General features: G+C 69.0%; 13 protein-coding genes. 3 read left to right on the top strand and 10 right to left on the bottom strand.

The features are described 5' to 3' along the window. Window positions 1–1,933: hypothetical protein (locus ACFVRO_RS14390; RefSeq protein ID WP_386954482.1), on the bottom strand; the 1,933-nt coding region annotated here is incomplete at its 3' end. 307 nt (window positions 1,934–2,240) lie between these two features. Beyond that, window positions 2,241–3,314, bottom strand: a complete 1,074-nt coding sequence (locus tag ACFVRO_RS14395; protein ID WP_386953438.1) for a glycosyltransferase — start codon at window positions 3,312–3,314, stop codon at window positions 2,241–2,243. 110 nt (window positions 3,315–3,424) lie between these two features. On the opposite strand from ACFVRO_RS14395, the gene ACFVRO_RS14400 reads away from it, so the two are divergent. Both ACFVRO_RS14400 and ACFVRO_RS14405 read left to right on the top strand, forming a co-directional pair. Then, entirely contained in the window at window positions 3,425–5,188 is a 1,764-nt protein-coding gene (locus tag ACFVRO_RS14400; RefSeq protein WP_386953441.1) for a DUF4012 domain-containing protein, read from the top strand. Window positions 5,189–5,331: 143 nt separating this feature from the next. Beyond that, a complete protein-coding gene (locus tag ACFVRO_RS14405) occupies window positions 5,332–5,901 on the top strand; it encodes a hypothetical protein (protein ID WP_105672499.1) in 570 nt (189 codons plus the stop codon). Window positions 5,902–6,257: 356 nt separating this feature from the next. On the opposite strand, the gene ACFVRO_RS14410 is transcribed toward ACFVRO_RS14405, so the two are convergent. The 6 genes from ACFVRO_RS14410 to ACFVRO_RS14435 form a co-directional block, all read right to left on the bottom strand. Continuing rightward, window positions 6,258–7,730 carry an LCP family protein gene (locus tag ACFVRO_RS14410; protein WP_386953444.1) on the bottom strand — a complete coding sequence of 491 codons (1,473 nt, stop codon included), beginning with the start codon at window positions 7,728–7,730 and terminating at the stop codon, window positions 6,258–6,260. Next, entirely contained in the window at window positions 7,727–8,194 is a 468-nt protein-coding gene (purE, locus tag ACFVRO_RS14415) for a 5-(carboxyamino)imidazole ribonucleotide mutase (protein WP_386954485.1), read from the bottom strand. Before purE ends, ACFVRO_RS14410 begins: the two co-directional genes overlap by 4 nt. A 128-nt stretch (window positions 8,195–8,322) precedes the next feature. Then, on the bottom strand, window positions 8,323–9,447 hold the full coding sequence (locus ACFVRO_RS14420; protein ID WP_386953447.1) for a 5-(carboxyamino)imidazole ribonucleotide synthase: 1,125 nt from the start codon (window positions 9,445–9,447) through the stop codon (window positions 8,323–8,325). A gap of 107 nt (window positions 9,448–9,554) precedes the next feature. Continuing rightward, a complete protein-coding gene (locus tag ACFVRO_RS14425; RefSeq protein ID WP_386954487.1) occupies window positions 9,555–10,073 on the bottom strand; it encodes a PH domain-containing protein in 519 nt (172 codons plus the stop codon). An 87-nt stretch (window positions 10,074–10,160) separates the two neighbouring features. Continuing rightward, window positions 10,161–10,937, bottom strand: coding sequence for a biotin--[acetyl-CoA-carboxylase] ligase (locus ACFVRO_RS14430; RefSeq protein ID WP_386953450.1), 777 nt, complete (start codon window positions 10,935–10,937; stop codon window positions 10,161–10,163). After that, complete coding sequence (locus ACFVRO_RS14435) at window positions 10,934–12,223, bottom strand: CDP-glycerol glycerophosphotransferase family protein (RefSeq protein WP_386953453.1); 1,290 nt, start codon at window positions 12,221–12,223, stop codon at window positions 10,934–10,936. Before ACFVRO_RS14435 ends, ACFVRO_RS14430 begins: the two co-directional genes overlap by 4 nt. A 172-nt stretch (window positions 12,224–12,395) precedes the next feature. Here ACFVRO_RS14435 and ACFVRO_RS14440 point away from each other — a divergent pair, with 172 nt between their 5' ends. Continuing rightward, window positions 12,396–13,466, top strand: coding sequence for a glycosyltransferase family 2 protein (locus ACFVRO_RS14440; protein ID WP_386953455.1), 1,071 nt, complete (start codon window positions 12,396–12,398; stop codon window positions 13,464–13,466). Window positions 13,467–13,472: 6 nt separating this feature from the next. Here ACFVRO_RS14440 and ACFVRO_RS14445 read toward each other — a convergent pair whose 3' ends face one another. Continuing rightward, complete coding sequence (locus ACFVRO_RS14445; RefSeq protein ID WP_386953457.1) at window positions 13,473–14,909, bottom strand: CDP-glycerol glycerophosphotransferase family protein; 1,437 nt, start codon at window positions 14,907–14,909, stop codon at window positions 13,473–13,475. After that, complete coding sequence (locus tag ACFVRO_RS14450; RefSeq protein WP_386953459.1) at window positions 14,906–16,159, bottom strand: CDP-glycerol glycerophosphotransferase family protein; 1,254 nt, start codon at window positions 16,157–16,159, stop codon at window positions 14,906–14,908. Before ACFVRO_RS14450 ends, ACFVRO_RS14445 begins: the two co-directional genes overlap by 4 nt. Window positions 16,160–16,165 lie beyond the last annotated feature (6 nt).

Here is a 16,165-nt window from a genome sequence, read left to right on the forward strand (position 1 = left end):
TCGTGACGGTGCGGCAGCCGAGGAACGCATGGCCCCCCGGCCCCGTGTTGATCGCATACACGCACACATTGTGCTGACCAGGCGACATCGCGATCCGCTCCGCGAAACCGTGCTTCGGACCCGACGCCGGATAGAACGCACCCACATCGGTACGCTCCTTGTCCGCCATGTACGCCGCACTCGTGGAATCCACATACACGTGCACCGAAATCGGCTTCACGGTGTCAGGATCGATCGCCCACCCGCTCACCGTCGCCGCTCCCGTCTCCACGGTCACACCCTCGAAGTTCCCGAACGGCGCACGACCCAGATCCGGCTCCACCGGCGATGCAACGGTCACAGTCTTGCAGCCGAGCAGAGTGTGCCCACCCGCGCCCGTGTTGATCCCGTACGCGCACACGTCCGTCTTTCCCACGGGGAGCGCCACCTTCTCAGAGAAACCGTGCTTCGCTCCATAGGCCGGATACTTCGCTGCGATGTCGGTCCGATCCTTGTTCGCCGTGTACGCCTGACCGTTGGGGCCCACATAGAGGTGCACGACGATGGGCGAAGCAGTGTCGGGGTCGATCGCCCACCCGGTCGCCGTGGCCGTCGCACCGTCCACCGTCACACTCTCGAGTGCGCCGATGGGCGCTCGCCCCATCTCGGCTATGCCGGACACATCGACCTTCTGACATCCCAGCAGGACATTCGCTCCGGGGCCGCTGTTGATCCCGTACACGCAGACGTCATGCACTCCCGGAGCGGCCGGGACCTTCATCGAGAAGCCGTGCTTGTCACCGTACGGCGCGTATTTGGCATCCAGGCCACTGCGCTGCTGGTCCGCCGTGTACGCTGTGCCGACGGCATCCACGTAGACGTGCACCGTAGCGGGAGACGCCGTATCAGGATCGATCGCCCAGCCGGAGACCTCGACGCCATTGTCGACTGCCTTGGCTGGGTCGACGGCCCCGACCGGAGCGCCGCTCATCGCCTCCACGGTCTTGCAGAGGAAGAGCACGTTCGCCCCTGCGCCCACGTTGATACCGTAGACGCAGATATCGACGGGGCCAGGGCCAGGTGCCGGGACCTTCACGTCGAATCCGTGATTGGCGCCGACCTCGGGGTATGCAGCCCCGACGTCAGCGCGGTTCAGATCCGCCGTGAACGCGCTTCCCACCGGTCCGACGTACACGTGGACGGCGATCGGCGCGGTGGTGTTCCGGTCCGCGGCCCATCCGGAGACCTGGAACTGGCCAGGCAGCGCCTGGATGAGCTCGATGTTCCCAAACGGATTGTTCACTGCGCCCTGGGCCGATCCGAACCAGTCCGTGAAGTAGTTGTAGAAGTTCCTGTTGCCATAGGCGGAGCAGGCGTCGCCGTTCCCGTATCCCGCACGGAGAGCGGCCGCGTTCGGCTGATACGGCGTGTAGTAGTAGAGGGCCGACGTCGCCTTGTTGGCGACGTACACCGGCGAACTGCCGCAGTTGCGGTTCGGGTTATAGAGGATGTTCCAGGTGTTGCCTGGCGCGTAGTACGTGAAGTAGCGACCCTCCATGTAGATCTTCATCTGCCGCGCAGCACCGTAGATCTGGTAGAAGAAGCCGACGTAGGCGGGGTTGCAGGCGGCGTCGTCGGGGCACCCCTGGCCGAGTGCGATGTCATACCGCCACGCGCTGGGCCAGGTGTGCGTCACGAGACCCTGCTCCTTCTGGAGCATGACGATCAGCACCTGGGGGTTGATCCCGCACGACTGCGCCACCCGGTAGATGATCCGCGCCGCGCTCTCGTTCGCCGCTCCCGAGTACCCGTTGCAATAGGAATCGGCCGGTCTGCTCGACGAGGTGATGGAGAAGTCCTTCAGGCAGACGATCGGCCTGCCCTTCTCATCCGTCCCACCGAGACAGCGGCTGACCTTGCTGTTGAAGAACGATTGGATCTGTGCCTCGGTCATCGTGTTCTTGTCGGTGAACACGGCATCGCTGATCAGGTTGCCCGGATCGAACCCGTCGAGGGTCATCGGCTTGATACCCGACAGCGCCCCTGTCGTCGGCACGGACGCGGATGGCGCTGCGACCGCGGCCCCCGTGGGGACGAGCACTCCGAGCACGAGAGCGGCGACGGCGATGAGACTCGCCATGGTTCGTCGGGGCACGAAGAAGCGATGCGGACGCGGGGCCTGTCCAGTCATGCGCTCAAGTCTGACGGAAGATTCCCAGGAATGGGCATCTGACACGCATGATCACGCGGAACAGCAGCCCTCAGAGATCAGCGTGCAGTCCCCACACACGCTCGGCCGAGCTCGCCCAGGAGAAGGATCGCGATCGGTCGGCGCCGAGCACGCTGAGCCGTCTCGCACCCGAGCCGAGTGCATCTGCGACGGCATCCGGGATCTCCGACTCGGCCACAACAGCTCCCCCGTCGGCGATCACGTCGCGGTGCACGCCGCTGGCCACGGCGATGACGGGCACGCCGAGCGTCATCGCCTCGACGACGCGCCACGGCCAGGCGGTCTCATCGGCGGTCGCGACGAATGCGGCGGCACCCGCGAAGATCGCGGCTCGGTCCTCGACCGGGAGCGCTCCGCGGATGTGCGCGCGGGACTCTGACAGTCCTGCCGCAGCAGCCTGCTCCGCGAGACGCGGCTCTGAACCCTCTGGCGCGTCCAACACCACAGCGTCCGCGTCGACGGCGGCCGCCGCGGAGAATCCGGCCGTCAGCGACGAGGCCGTCCCCGTGAGCACGATGTACCGCGCGGGGAGCGAGAGCGCTGCGCGCCGTGCCGACGCATCGAGCGGGACGACGAGCGCCCGTGGGGCGGCTCCGGGGATGACCCGGATGCGATCACCGAGCTTGCTGAGCGCCGCGAGCCGCTCGGCGACCGCGTGCGAGGGGACGACGACGGCGTCCGCGTGCTTCACGGCCCTGCGCAGCATCCCCCGCTGCCAGGCGACCGTCGACTTCGACAGCGTCTCGGGCGCCTCCCAGGCGCGCAGATCCCACAGCGTCACCGTGGTCTGGTCGTTGTCGTGCACGCGATCGTGCCGGACGAGCGGAGCCATGAGGGATGCCGAGTGGATGAGGCCTCCGCCGACACCGGGCGCGAGTCCCATCTGCCACGACGCCGCGAGTTCACGGCGCGCGAGGCCGAGCGTGCGCACGTCGGCCATGCCGGCGATGGACACGGTCGATCCCGACGGCACGATCGCCTCCACCCCGCACCCGGAGGGCGCGGTCTCGACCAGACCGGCCGCGAGATCGAGCGCGGCGGCCGCGTGGTCGGCATCGGCGACGTGCACGAGCTGATCCAGAACCACACGCAGCCGAGCACCCATGCCCCCAGGGTAATCGCGGTGCCGCCGGGAACCTGGGAGCCCGGCCCGCATGGCCGCCGATTCCCGGCATCCACTCACGCGTACAGGCGCCTTCGTGCTTGAATGCTCGCATGAGCGACGGGCGTCTTCCGGTACGTCGCCGGTGGCTCCGTTGGACCATCGGCGTTCTCGTGACCCTCCTCCTCCTGGCCGTCGGCTGGGTGACCGTGCGGGGAATCGGGGCCGTGAACGACCTGCAGCAGGTCGCCGCCTCATCCGGTCAGCTGAAGAAGGCGATCGGCGACGGCGACCTCGAGAAGGCGGCGACCGTCTCCCAGCGCATCGCCCACCACGCCGGGTCCGCCCACGACCTCACCTCCGACCCGGTCTGGCATGCTTTCGGATTCGTCCCGTGGATCGGCCCCAACTTCACCGCGGTGAGCGACGTCGCGGAGATCGCCGATGACATCGCGACAGACGCGCTGAACCCCGTGCTGAAAGCGGCAGGGGATCTCGATCTCGCGAGTCTGGGGTTCTCGAACGGGACCATCGATCTGACGCCCTTCGCCAAGATCGAGCCGTCGCTCGCGGAAGCCGACGCGACGCTCGCCTCGGCCGTGACGAGGGCACGCCAGATCGACGCCGACGCGACGCTCCCTCCCCTCGCGGACGCGGTCCGCGAGCTGCGCACCACCGTCACGCAGGCGGCGACCGTCGTGGGGTCGCTGCACGGCGCGTCAGCGCTCCTGCCGAGCATGCTCGGCGGTGAAGGACCGCGAAACTACGTGATCGCGATGCAGAACAACGCCGAGGTCCGCTCCTCCGGAGGCATCATCGGCGCCATCGCGCTCCTGCACGCCGAGGGCGGGAGGATCACCCTGAGCCAGCAGGCGTCGACGCGCGACTTCCCCGCGCTCGATGCCTCGCTCTCCCTCAGCGAGTCGACCGTCGCACTGTTCGAGGATCGCCCGGGGCGCTACCTGCAGAACATCACCAACATCCCCGACTTCACCGAGGCCGCGCCGCTCATCGCCGCCCGCTGGCAGGGACGCTTCGGCACCACGGTGGACGGGGTGATCGCGGTCGACGCCGTCATGACGAAGAATCTCCTCGCCGTGACCGGTCCGATCACGTTCGGGCCCTTCACCGCCGACAAGGACAACGTCGTCAGCCTGCTGCTCTCCGAGATCTACGCCGCCGTGCCGGACCCCGCCGTGCAGGACGAGGTGTTCGCCCAGGCCGCGACCGCGCTGTTCGGCGCGGCGCTCTCGGGAGCGGCTCCGAAGGATCTCGTCGGAGCTCTCGCCACCTCCGCCGACCAGGGCCGGATCCGCGTGTGGAGCGCCCACGAGGACGAGGAGAGGATCCTCGCCTCATCGTCGCTGGGCGGGGCGCTCCCGGTCGACGGCCCCGACGGGACGTATGTCGGGGTGCTCTTCAACGACACCACCGGCGGCAAGATGGACTACTACACGGATGCCGAGATCACCACGTCGATCGGCTCGTGCCAGGGGCGTCCGACCACACGCGTGCAGGTGACGTGGACCAACGACGCGCCGGCGGATGCGGCGACAGCTCTGCCTCCTTATGTGACGGCGGACGGCTTCTACGGCGTCGCCGCAGGATCGGTGCGGACGCTGATCACCGTCTACGGGCCCGAGGGGGCGACACCATCGCGCATCGACCGCGACGGCAAGGATGACCCCGTGCAGACAGCCACCCTCGGCACGCGCTCCGCCGTGCAGCACGAGGTGCTCCTCGCACCCGGCGAGTCGACGACGATCACGGTCGAGTTCCAGGGCGACGGCGCGGGCGCGCGCCTCACCGAGGTGACCCACACCCCCCTCGTGAGGGACCCCGCGATCCATCGTGAGGAACTGCGCTGCGCCTCGTGACATTGCCATGCAGATGATGTAGTGTCGTCTGCACTGGGGAATATCTGGGCTCTATCATCCTGTCGTGGGGACAGGAAGGGCCCACGCAGTCGAATGCAGGGGTGTGTTCGGGTGCGATTCCGCGTGAATTTCTGGGGAGAATCATGCTGAAGAAACTGGCTGCCATCAGCCTTACCGTTGGCGCGCTCGTGCTCACCGCACCGGTCGCCGCCAATGCCGCAACGGCCGCGTCCGACTCGTACGCGAAGCCGCCGAGCGTGAGCGTCGACGATCCGATCGTCGACATCTGCGAGGTCTCGACCATCGTCTTCGGCGCCGGCTACTTCCAGCCGTCCGAGCACGTGGGCGTGTCGGTGTCCGGACTCAACGCCGCCGATTCGGCGGTCTCGGGCAACACCGCTGCCGCAGACGGCAGCCTCGTCCTGACGTTCCGTCCGCCGTCCAACGGCGAGGGCTCCTACGGAGTCTCGTTCTCCGGCTCGCGCTCGTACACCGCGACCATCACGGTCTCGCACGGGCACGATGCCGCAGCGAGCTGCGACCACGATCCGACGGTCGCATCCGCCGGCAGCGAGCTTCCGCTCACCGGTGGTATGGAGCTCGCTCTGACGGGCGGCAGCGTGTCGCCGTGGATCCTCGGCGGCGGAGCAGCAGCTCTCGTCGCAGGTGGAGCGCTCGTCGCTGTGGGAGTCTCCCGCCGCAAGAGCGCCTAGATCTGATCGCCGCCCTGTGCGGTGATCGACTGGACGACGGTGATCCCTCCCCCTCCGATCACCGTCGTCTGGTAAATCCGGTGGTTCACCGGAGGCCCACGACCGCCCCCTTCACTCTCAGGTGGCGGCCGTGGGCTTTTTCATGCCCGCGTGGCACGCGATGCTCCCACTGGTGTCCGTTGCGAAGGACGTCCTTCGGCATCCGCCGCCCCGGTTCTGACTCCGGTCACGTCGCCGACGAGTCGCCCGATGGCACGGCGCGGCATCGCCATCCACGGCGACGACGACGTGGACAGGTCCGATCGCGCAGTCACGGGCGTCGGTGCGTGACGTCGGGCCGCAGCCCGCGTCTCATGTCATGGGGCCGGCGTCGGGGTCTCCGTCGGCGGGTGCAGCGCATCCTGGATCATCTGGTGGATGTAGCCGAAGTCGATGCCCTTCTCGGGCACGCCGTTGTCAGGGGTCAGTTCGATCGTCCTGACCTGCTGCTCCTTCGCCTTCGTCATGAGATCGAAGAACTCGGGCAGCTTGTCCTGGGGCAGGTCGGTGTGCACCAGGGCGGTACCCGCTGCCGCGACCTCGTTGAAGCGCGTGAGCACGGTCTGCGGCGTGAACTGCGCCAGAATCGCCTCCTGCAGCTGTCGCTGCCGGAGCATGCGGTCCCAGTCGCTCGTCGTGTACCGCGAGCGGGCGTACCACTGGGCCGTATCGCCGTCCATGGTCTGCTCGCCCGGCTCGATCCAGCCGATGGCCCACGAGTCCACGTCGTGGGCGCCGGAACCGGGGGGCGGCCCGCCCTTCGGTAGACGCTCGGCGACGGTGATCTTCACTCCGCCCAGCGCATCCACGAGGTTCGCGAACCCCTTCATGTCGAGGAAGACGTAGTACGGGATCTTGATGCCGAGGATGCCCTCAGCCGCATCCTTCGTCGCCTCGATCTCGGGGTTGGAACCCTGCGCCGTCGCGTTCGGGTAGAGGCTCGCGCCCTCGTCCTTGCGGCACACCTGCACGGCGTTCGTGAGCTGGTTGATGCCGGGGCCCCATCCGCACTTCGAGTCGTTGTGCCCCTCGAAGTAGTTGCGGTAGTCGAAGCCGACGAGCTCCGGATCACGCATCGGGCTGTCTTCGGCGAAAGGGAAGTTCGGCATGTCTCGCGGGATGCCGGTGATGGTCACCGCACCGGTGGTCGCGTTCACCGAGACGACCGAGATGCTGTCGAAGCGCATCGAGTCGCGTCCTTCGCCGCTGTCGGCGCCGAGCAGGAGGATGTTGTAGTAGCCGTCGCTGGCGGGGAGACTCGGGCCGCTGCTGCCGAAGATGGTCGAGATCGTGCTGCGCACCGTGCCCACATAGGAGGCGGCCACACCGGTGACCGAGCCGACGAGCCCGAGCAGCAGCAGCGTGACGACGGGAAGCGCGAACTTCGACAGGCCCGGGATCTTCACGAGCCGCACGAGTCTCAGCGTGTCGAAGGTGAGGACGATCCACAGGATGACGTAGCCGACGAGCAGCACCTGCACCACGGTCAGGACGACAGCGGAGAACCATCCGGCGCCGATCGTGAGCCACAGCAGCGTGGGCCGCGCGAAGAGCGCGAGGCCTGCCGCGACGATGACCAGGAACCAGGCAGTGAGAGTGGCCCCCAGACCGAAGCGGCCCAGCCGTCGGCTGCCTGCCAGGAGCTGGGCGGATCCGGGCAGCAGGACGTTGAGAGCGACGAGCCACCAGCCGCGCTTGATCATGGTCCCGGAGTCGGACACGTCGGGATGCCGCAGCGGGCGCGTCTCGATCAGCGGACGCCCGACTGCACGCGGCGCGGCCAGCGTCACAGAGACTCCTTCAGCCGTTCGTTCTTGTCCTCGACCTGCGACTCGAGGTCACGCGCATAGGCCTCGACCCGATCCGCGAGGTCAGCATCAGACGTGCCGAGGATTCGGGCGGCGAGCAGTCCCGCGTTCTTCGCCCCTCCGATGGACACCGTGGCGACGGGGATGCCCGCCGGCATCTGCACGATCGACAGCAGCGAGTCCATGCCGTCGAGATAGGCGAGAGGCACGGGCACGCCGATCACCGGCAGCGGCGTCATCGACGCGAGCATCCCCGGCAGATGGGCGGCTCCCCCGGCTCCCGCGATGATGACGCGGAGACCACGGCCGCGGGCATCTCGCGCGTAGGACATGAGCTTGTCGGGGGTGCGGTGGGCGGAGACCACCTCCACCTCGTGCGGGATCCCGAAGTCGGTGAGCGCCTGAGAGGCGTCGCTCATCACCCGCCAGTCGGAGTCGGAGCCCATGACGACGCCGACGAGAGGAGCGGTGGAGGAGTGCAGTGGCTCAGTCACCAGATCAGGCTAAGGTCTCGCGCTGTGAGAACCCCCCAGCGGCACACCTCGACGCGCACTGTCGTCGAGCGGGCGACCGCTCAGATGAAGTGCGCCGCGGCGGCGCGCGCCACGTAGACCGCGTCGTCGAGATCGTCGCCCGACACGTTCACGTGACCCACCTTGCGCCCAGGGCGGGGCGCCTTGCCGTAGGTGTGGATCTTCGCCGACGGGTGCTCTGTCATGGCGGCGGCGAACCGCTCGTCGAGCGTCCCCTCGGAAGGGCCCCCGAGGAGGTTCACCATGACCGACCAGGCGGCCCTCGGCGAGGTGTCGCCGAGCGGAAGGTCCGCGACGGCACGCAGGTGCTGTTCGAACTGCCCGGTGACGGCGCCGTCCTGGCTCCAGTGCCCGCTGTTGTGCGGACGCATCGCGAGCTCGTTCACGAGGATGCGCTCGTCGTCGGTCTCGAACAGCTCGACAGCGAGCATCCCGGTCACTCCGAGGCCTTCGGCGATCGCACGCCCGATCTCCTCCGCCACCTGGACGAGCCTGTCGGGTGCGGCAGGCGCCGGAGCGATGACCTCGGCGCAGACGCCGTCGCGCTGCACGGTCTCGACGACCGGGTACGCGACGATCTGCCCGCCGGGTCGCCGAGCGACCTGCTGCGCGAGTTCACGGACGAAGCCGACGAGCTCCTCGACCAGCAGCGCCTCCCCCTCTGCCAGTGCATCGAACCAGTCCTGCGCCTCGTCGGCAGCGCGCACCACTCGTACGCCCTTGCCGTCGTAGCCGCCGCGCGGGGTCTTCACGACCCCCTTGCCGTCGTGGGCATCGAGGAAGGTCTTCAGCTCATCGGCATCCCGCACGGCCGCCCAGTCGGGCTGCGGCACGCCGAGCTCGGCCAGACGCGCCCGCATGACGAGCTTGTCCTGGGCGAACTGGAGGGCGTCGGGACCCGGGTGCACGGAGACGCCCTCCGCCACGAGAGCGCGGAGCACATCCTGCGGGACGTGTTCATGGTCGAAGGTGATCACATCGACGTCCTTCGCGAAGGCCCGCACCGCGTCCAGATCGCGGTAGTCGCCTACCGCTGTCGCGGCGAGCTGGGCGGACATGCCGTCGCCCTCAGCGAGCACCCGCAGGTCGAGCCCGAGCTCGACCGCCGGAGCGATCATCATCCTGGCCAGCTGGCCTCCGCCGATCACGCCTACACGCAGCGCCATGTGCCGCCTCCATTCGTCATGACCATTCTCCCGCACTGGTGCGGGAGCGGGTGACACGGTCTCTCAACCGACCGAGACCGCACGGCTTCGTCGGCGGCAGAGACGACTCAGATGCCGAAGGGCGTCTCGGCGCCGGACTGCGCGTCTCTGTGGGCGAGGATCTGACTGACCTCGATCTGGTCGGCCAGAGTCTCGTGGACCAGTGTGACGTTGGGCACGTTCGCCAGACGCAGCGGAGCGTCGACGCCGTTGGTGAGCGTGATCGTCCCTGCGCCCCACATGCGCTGCAGCACCCCGCGCCGAACGCCGATCGAGTATCCGCGTGCATGGGACATCTCGCGCCGGTTCCTGGACCCCACGCCGTTGTTGACGATCACCCTGCGCGTGGTCACCGTGACGGTCCGCGAGTGCCAGATCATGTAGGGGACGATGACCAGAAGAACGATGAACAGCCCCGCCGCCGTCAGCAGCATCCAGTCCTCGAAGGGCGCAGGGAGATTCCCGTAGAAGTACGCCGTGGCGCCGCACGCCGCGATCAGCACCAGCGCCGACCAGAACAGCCGTCGCGCCTGACCACGGAACTTCGCGATGAGGAGCTCTTCCGTGGGCACGCCGGGAGGCGGCATCGTCGGGCGGCCTCCGAGAGTCACGGGCTGGGTCACCCCTCCATTGTGCATGCACCGACTGACAACGGAGCCCGCACTCCGGGCGTGTCAGTCTCGGGCTGGGCGGACATGGACGACATCACCGGCCGAGACGGCGTGCTCGACGCCGTCCGCCAGGACCATGAGGCGCCCGTCCTCGTCGAGCGAGAGCGCGGTGCCCTGGAGGCTCCGATCGCCGGGGAGCGACACCGTCACCTCGGCGCCGATGGTCGCACAGCGAGCGCTCGCGGCGGAGTGGAGTCCGCTGGAGACGGCGTCTCCCGCGTCGATCAGCGCCGTGAGGAGCCGGTCGAGGCCGCGCAGATAGTCGGCGATCAACCGATCGGCATCGGCCTCCGCGCCGAGCACCGCGAACGATGTCGCGGTGGGGACGGGGAGATCGGATGCCGTCATCCCCGTGTTGACACCGGTTCCGACGATCACCGCCTCGGTCGTGGCTTCGGCGAGTATGCCGCAGACCTTGCCTCCGTCGACCAGGATGTCGTTCGGCCACTTCACGGCGACGTCGTGGCCGGGCAACTGCGCGGCGATCGCATCGGACATCGCCACCCCCGCCGCCAGAGGAATCCATCCCCTCGCCTCAGGACGCTGCGGAAGCTCGCGAAGGAGCACGGAGACGGCGATCGCCGCGCCAGGAGGGGCGATCCAGCTGCGGTCGAGGCGGCCCCTGCCCGCGGTCTGGCTCTCGGTCGCGATCACGGAGAGATGAGGCCAGCCTCCGGCATCCGCGGACCGAGCCCTCAGGTCGGCGTTCGTCGACCCCGTCTCGGAGAGGACGAGCAGCCGCGAGGCGACGGCTCCGGTGAGCGGGAGCTGCATGCTCATTCGTCCACGTCGTCTTCGTCGCCCTCTTCGTCGTCATCGTCCTCATCGGGGCGGACCGCACCCATCTCGTGGGCGTGCCAGCGCTCCCACTTCTGCATGAGCTGCTCGACGGCGGCGTGGAACTTCTCCGTGGCGACTCCCTGGGCGGTATCGCCGAAGTAGTGCTGCACCCACATGCGCAGACGCGCGATCGCCGCCTCGTCGGCGTGGACGCGCTCGACCTCGGCGACGATGTCTCGCGCGGCATCCGCGGTCAGCCACTCGCAGTCGGAGAGGTAGCCGTTCGTGTCGACGGACGCCTGCTCGTCGACCGGACGGGTGATCATGAGGGGCTTGCCCACAGCGAGGCGGTCGTAGACCATGGCGGAGATGTCGACGATCGCGACGTCGGCGGCTGCGAGTTGCCAGCCGAGCTCCGGGCCGTCGTCGTACACGTGCTGGGCTGTCGCGTCGGCGGCATTGGCCGCCGCGATCGCTGCGACGATGCGTCGATGCGCGGCGCCGTACCCGTCGTCGATGACGCCGCTCCGCGGGTGGGGGCGGTAGAGCACGCGATGACGGCCGGTGGCGAGCAGCGCGCCGACGAGAGCCTCACCGTGCGACGCGATCGAGCCGTAGTGCGCACTCGGGCGGTCGCCCTCCCAGGTCGGCGCGTAGAGCACGACCGTGCGCTCATCGGGCGTGTACGGCAGTGCCCCGGAGTAGTGATCCGCCTGCGGGCGCCCGATCTCGATCGTGCGCCGGTCGATGTCGTAGTCCCACAGCGTCCGGCTGAGTCGGTCTCTCGCCGCCTGCCCCGCGACGAACGCGTAGTCGTACGCCTTGTACTGGTTCGTCGTCATGTACATCTTGTCGGACTCGCCGTGGTTGATGAAGACGTGCCAGCGCCGGCCGTAGCGGAACATCTGGAAGTTGCGCGTGTTCTGATTCACGTACAGCACGATCCGGATGTCCTGATCGGCGATGTACCTCTCGAGGTCTCGCACCGTCGGCACGAAGGCGACGGGAGGAGCGTCTTCGTCGAGGAGCTTCTCGGCGCCCGTGGCGACCCGGGACAGCACGACGACGGGCCAGCGCTTCGCGAGCTCGGCCAGCGGACGGTACCACTGACGCATCTGGTACATGTTCACGGCGCCGTCTGCGAAGTACACGGCGACCTTGAAGTGCCCGGAAGGGTGTGGGCCGTCTTCTGCGAGGCGGCGACGCACGCGCTGCACGGCCGAGCGTGAGCGGAGTGCGCGTCTGAGCAGTCGGTAGGCCTTCTTCGCGTCGGACACTGCACCCATCCCTCCAGAGTACCGAGTCGGGGTCGCGCGCTCGGCTCCTCGGCGGCTCCCGAGAGGGATAGAGATGGTTCCGTTATCCGAGAATCCGGTTCCACGTCGATCCGCGGACGCGCCGACGTCACCGCCGCCCTCGGTCAGCGAACCCCCGATCGCGTCATGACATGATCATCATGTGCCTGACCACGTAACCACCGAGCATCCCGACGGGGTGTCCTTCGTCATGCCGGTGCTCAACGAGCGGGCCTACCTCGAGCACGCCGTGGCCTCCGTCCTGCAGCAGCAGCTCGACATCCCCGCCGAGCTCGTGCTCGCGCTCGGCCCCTCCACCGACGGGACGACGGAGCTCGCGCAGCGGCTCGCGAGTGAGGACTCCCGCGTCCGTCTCGTGGAGAACCCGGCAGCGCACATCCCGGTGGGACTGAATGCGGCCATCCGAGCCAGCAGGTACGCGACGATCATCAGAGTCGACGCGCACTCCGAGCTCTCCCCCGGCTATGCCGCCCGCGCCATCGACACGCTGGATCGCACCGACTCCGCGAACGTCGGCGGGGTCATGCACGCCGAAGGGCGCACGCCGTTCCAGAAGTCCGTGGCCCGCCTCTACAACTCCCCCGTCGGCCTCGGCGGCGGGGCCTATCACGGCGGATCGCAGGAGGGCGAAGCCGAATCCGCGTATCTCGGCGTCATGCGGCGATCGGTGCTCGAGGAGGTCGGTCTCTTCGACGAGTCGATCAGGCGGGGCGAGGACTGGGAGCTCAACCTCCGCATCCGCCAGGCCGGACACCGCGTGTGGTTCGATCCCGACCTGCCGGTGACCTACTGGCCGCGCGAGAGCTGGCTGCGACTGGCCCGGCAGTTCCGCGCCACCGGCGCGTGGCGCGGCGAGCTCGTGCGCAGGTTCGGTCGGCGCAACGGCATCCGCTTCTTCGCTCCGCCTGCGCTGGTGCTGCTCGTCGCCGTCGCCCTCGTCGTCGGCGTGCTGCAGGCGACCGGCGTCCTCTCCGGCATGGTGTCGCTCGTCGCATCTCTCGTCTATCTGCCCCTCGCGATCTACGTCCTGCTCGACGTCGCGGTCGCCTTCGCTCCCGGGGGCGGCGGTATCCGACAGCGACTCTGGACGCTGCTCGTCATGCCGACCATGCACCTCTCGTGGGGGCTCGGCTTCCTCGGCGGCGTGCTGCGCGGTGCGGGCGACACCGTGGACGCGTCACGGCTGGGCACGAGGAACACCCCGCTGCCCTGACACGGATCAGCGGGTGACGTAGCCCTGATCGAGGATGCGCGACACGACGCGCTCGGCGGCATGGCCGTCGTCCCTGGTGTTGAACTGGGCACGCCAGGCCGCGTACCGCTCCGCGTACGCGGACTCGTGCCCCTTGTCGGCGAGCGCGGCGGCCAGTTCCTCCTGGGTGTGGACCAGCGGCCCCGGCGCCCTCTCCTCGAGATCGAAGTAGAAGCCCCGGAGCTGACCCCGGTAGTGGTCGAGGTCGGGAACCAGGAAGTACATCGGCTTGCCCGTGACGCTGAAGTCGAACATGACCGAGGAGTAGTCGGTGATCAGCGCGTCGGCGGCGAGGAGGAGCTGCGACGTCTCGGGGAATCCGGTCACGTCGATGACCCGTGCTCCGGCGTGATCGCGTCCGGTGTCGATGGTGCGCGAGTGCCCTCGGACGAGCACGACGGCATCCGCCTGGGCGGCGAGGGCCTCGGGGTCGATGAAGTCGACCATCTCCCTGCGGTCGTCGCGCCAGGTGGGTGCGTAGAGGAGCACGCGCTCCCCCTCGGCGATCCCCAGGGCCGCGCGCACGGCCGCAGGATCGCCGGAGACGAGCGCGTCGTTGCGGGGGTAGCCCTCCACCCAGATCGGCCGACCGAAGAACGCGTAGGCCTTGCGGAGGATCCGCTCGGAGTAGGTGTTCTGAGCGAGCAGCACGTCCCAGCGGCGCGACTCCTTCACGACGGCCGCCATGCGCCGAGGGTCGAACCCGGGGCGATGCAGCGCCAGCCTCTTCAGCGGGGTGCCGTGCCATGTCTGGAGGACTCGCTGGCCCGCCTTACGGGCGAAGCGCCGACGCAGCCAGTCGTTCACCACCAGCAGACGTGCGGCCGCCCTGGCTCTCCACCACTCCGGGCTGCCTTCGACGACGGCGATAGCGCCGTCGGGAACCGCGACGGAGAGATCGACGACGCTCCAGTACCGAGCGACCCCCGGCGCCAGGGCGGCGAGCGCCCTGTCGATCGCCTGCGGGTTGCAGCCGACCGTCTTGCCGTAGAAGCTCTCGAAGAACACCGCGTTCTCGGTGCCGCCCGCCTGTGCCACGTAGCGCTCCTCGAGGGTCGACTGCCCTTCTGCGGTCTCGTAGACGGGATCGATCGGAGCGCCGATCGTCACTGCGGCCGCGTGCACCGCGATGCGGAGCCCCGCGAGCAGGGTCGACGGGATCTCCACGGCACCGAGGTCAGCGCCGTCGATCCGCAGCTCGTACTCGCCGCCCGGGAGCGGCAGAGCCGCGCCGCCCCATCTCGATGCGCGCAGCGGGAAGACCGCCTTCCAGGTCTTGCCGCCGCCGGTGAGGCGCGCGTCGACGCGCGCACGGGCGCCGAGGAGCGTCGCGCTCGCCGGGCGAGCGCCTGCACCCGAGATGATCAGCTCTTCGGCCGACTCATCGATCCGGGCCGTGGTCATACTGCTCCCTTCGGCGCGGGGACTCCCCGCGCGCGGATCACGTCGTAGACCCGCTGTGTGTTGCGTCCGTCGCGGAACGCATGCATCTGAGCGCTGAGCGTAGCGGAACGCACGGACCTCGCGGCGAACGTGCCCTCGTCGGACAGCAGCGGCTCCAGCTGCGCGATCAGCTCATCCCAGCTGCGCGCGAAGTCCTCCCCCGCGACCTCGGCGAAGCCTCCGTAGAACCCTCGGGTCCGTGCGTACTCCTCGGCATCCGGCGCGAGGAAGAGCACCGGGGTCGCGAGCAGCCCCACGTCGTAGGCGAGGGACGAGTAGTCGGTCACGAGCACGTCGACCGCGGGGAGTGCGGGGGTGACGTCGGCGAGGACGCCGGCCCCCAGCATCCGCACTCTCCTGCTGGGCAGAGGCGGTGCGTACCCGCCCTCCCCGAGCGGATGCGAGCGCACCAGCAGCACGGAATCGGTTCTCTCGAGGGTCCTGATGATGTCGATCCACTGCGCGGCGCTCGGCACTGCCGGATCTGCCGCGCCGTCGCGCCAGGTCGGGGCGTACAGGATCGTCCTGGCTGCGTCGGGCAGCTCGCCGACGGCGCTCACGAGCAGCGCGGATGCCGCGGCTCGACGCTCGTCGGGGGTCCCCGCAGAGAGCACGTCCACCCGGGGCTCGCCGGTGACGACGACCCGGGCGTCGCCGATCCCGAACGCGGACTCCAGCCGACCGCGCGAGCGATGCGACGCGGCGGGCAGCACGCGGATGCGCTGAGCGGCGCCGCGGTAGAGGATGCCGACCACCCGGCGCAGCAACGACGCTCCAGGGATGTTCGGCACCTGGGTCGTGGCCGGCGAGTCGAGCCCGATGCGCTTGAGCGGGATGCCGTGCCACAGCTGCACGACGAACGCCCCGGCGTTCGCATAGCGGTTCACGTCGCCGAGGCCGTGGGTGACCACGAGCACCCCGGCCCGCGCGGTGGCCCACCATCCGCGGAGTCCGCCCTTGGGAACCGTGCGGATGCCGAGCGCTGCCGCCTCGCGCTCTTCGCGCTCGGACGAGGTCAGCCACAGCGTGTCGTGCCCGTTCGCCTGCGCCAGCCGCTGCAGAGCCAGCGCGCCGTCGCCGATCCCGGCTCCGCAGCCGAAGACCCAGCGCCGACCGCGCGGCACGATCAGCGTGCCGATGCGGCCGGCGGCGTACAGCGGGATCCGGAGCAGCTTGGCCGCATTGCCGGAGCCGAAAGAGAAGGACGCCACCCCGCG

It is taken from the genome of Microbacterium sp. NPDC057944 (assembly GCF_042887445.1).
In the GTDB taxonomy this organism is placed as follows: domain Bacteria; phylum Actinomycetota; class Actinomycetes; order Actinomycetales; family Microbacteriaceae; genus Microbacterium; species Microbacterium natoriense.

Excerpts from the sequence above, each read along its gene's own strand:
- ACFVRO_RS14445 (WP_386953457.1), bottom strand. The coding sequence starts at position 14,909 with ATGACCACGGCCCGGATCGATGAGTCGGCCGAAGAGCTGATCATCTCG.
- ACFVRO_RS14430 (WP_386953450.1), bottom strand. The coding sequence starts at position 10,937 with ATGAGCATGCAGCTCCCGCTCACCGGAGCCGTCGCCTCGCGGCTGCTC.
- purE (WP_386954485.1), bottom strand. The coding sequence starts at position 8,194 with ATGGGCTCCGACTCCGACTGGCGGGTGATGAGCGACGCCTCTCAGGCG.
- ACFVRO_RS14405 (WP_105672499.1), top strand. The coding sequence starts at position 5,332 with ATGCTGAAGAAACTGGCTGCCATCAGCCTTACCGTTGGCGCGCTCGTG.
- ACFVRO_RS14400 (WP_386953441.1), top strand. The coding sequence starts at position 3,425 with ATGAGCGACGGGCGTCTTCCGGTACGTCGCCGGTGGCTCCGTTGGACC.
- ACFVRO_RS14420 (WP_386953447.1), bottom strand. The coding sequence starts at position 9,447 with ATGGCGCTGCGTGTAGGCGTGATCGGCGGAGGCCAGCTGGCCAGGATG.
- ACFVRO_RS14425 (WP_386954487.1), bottom strand. The coding sequence starts at position 10,073 with ATGCCGCCTCCCGGCGTGCCCACGGAAGAGCTCCTCATCGCGAAGTTC.
- ACFVRO_RS14395 (WP_386953438.1), bottom strand. The coding sequence starts at position 3,314 with ATGGGTGCTCGGCTGCGTGTGGTTCTGGATCAGCTCGTGCACGTCGCC.
- ACFVRO_RS14435 (WP_386953453.1), bottom strand. The coding sequence starts at position 12,223 with ATGGGTGCAGTGTCCGACGCGAAGAAGGCCTACCGACTGCTCAGACGC.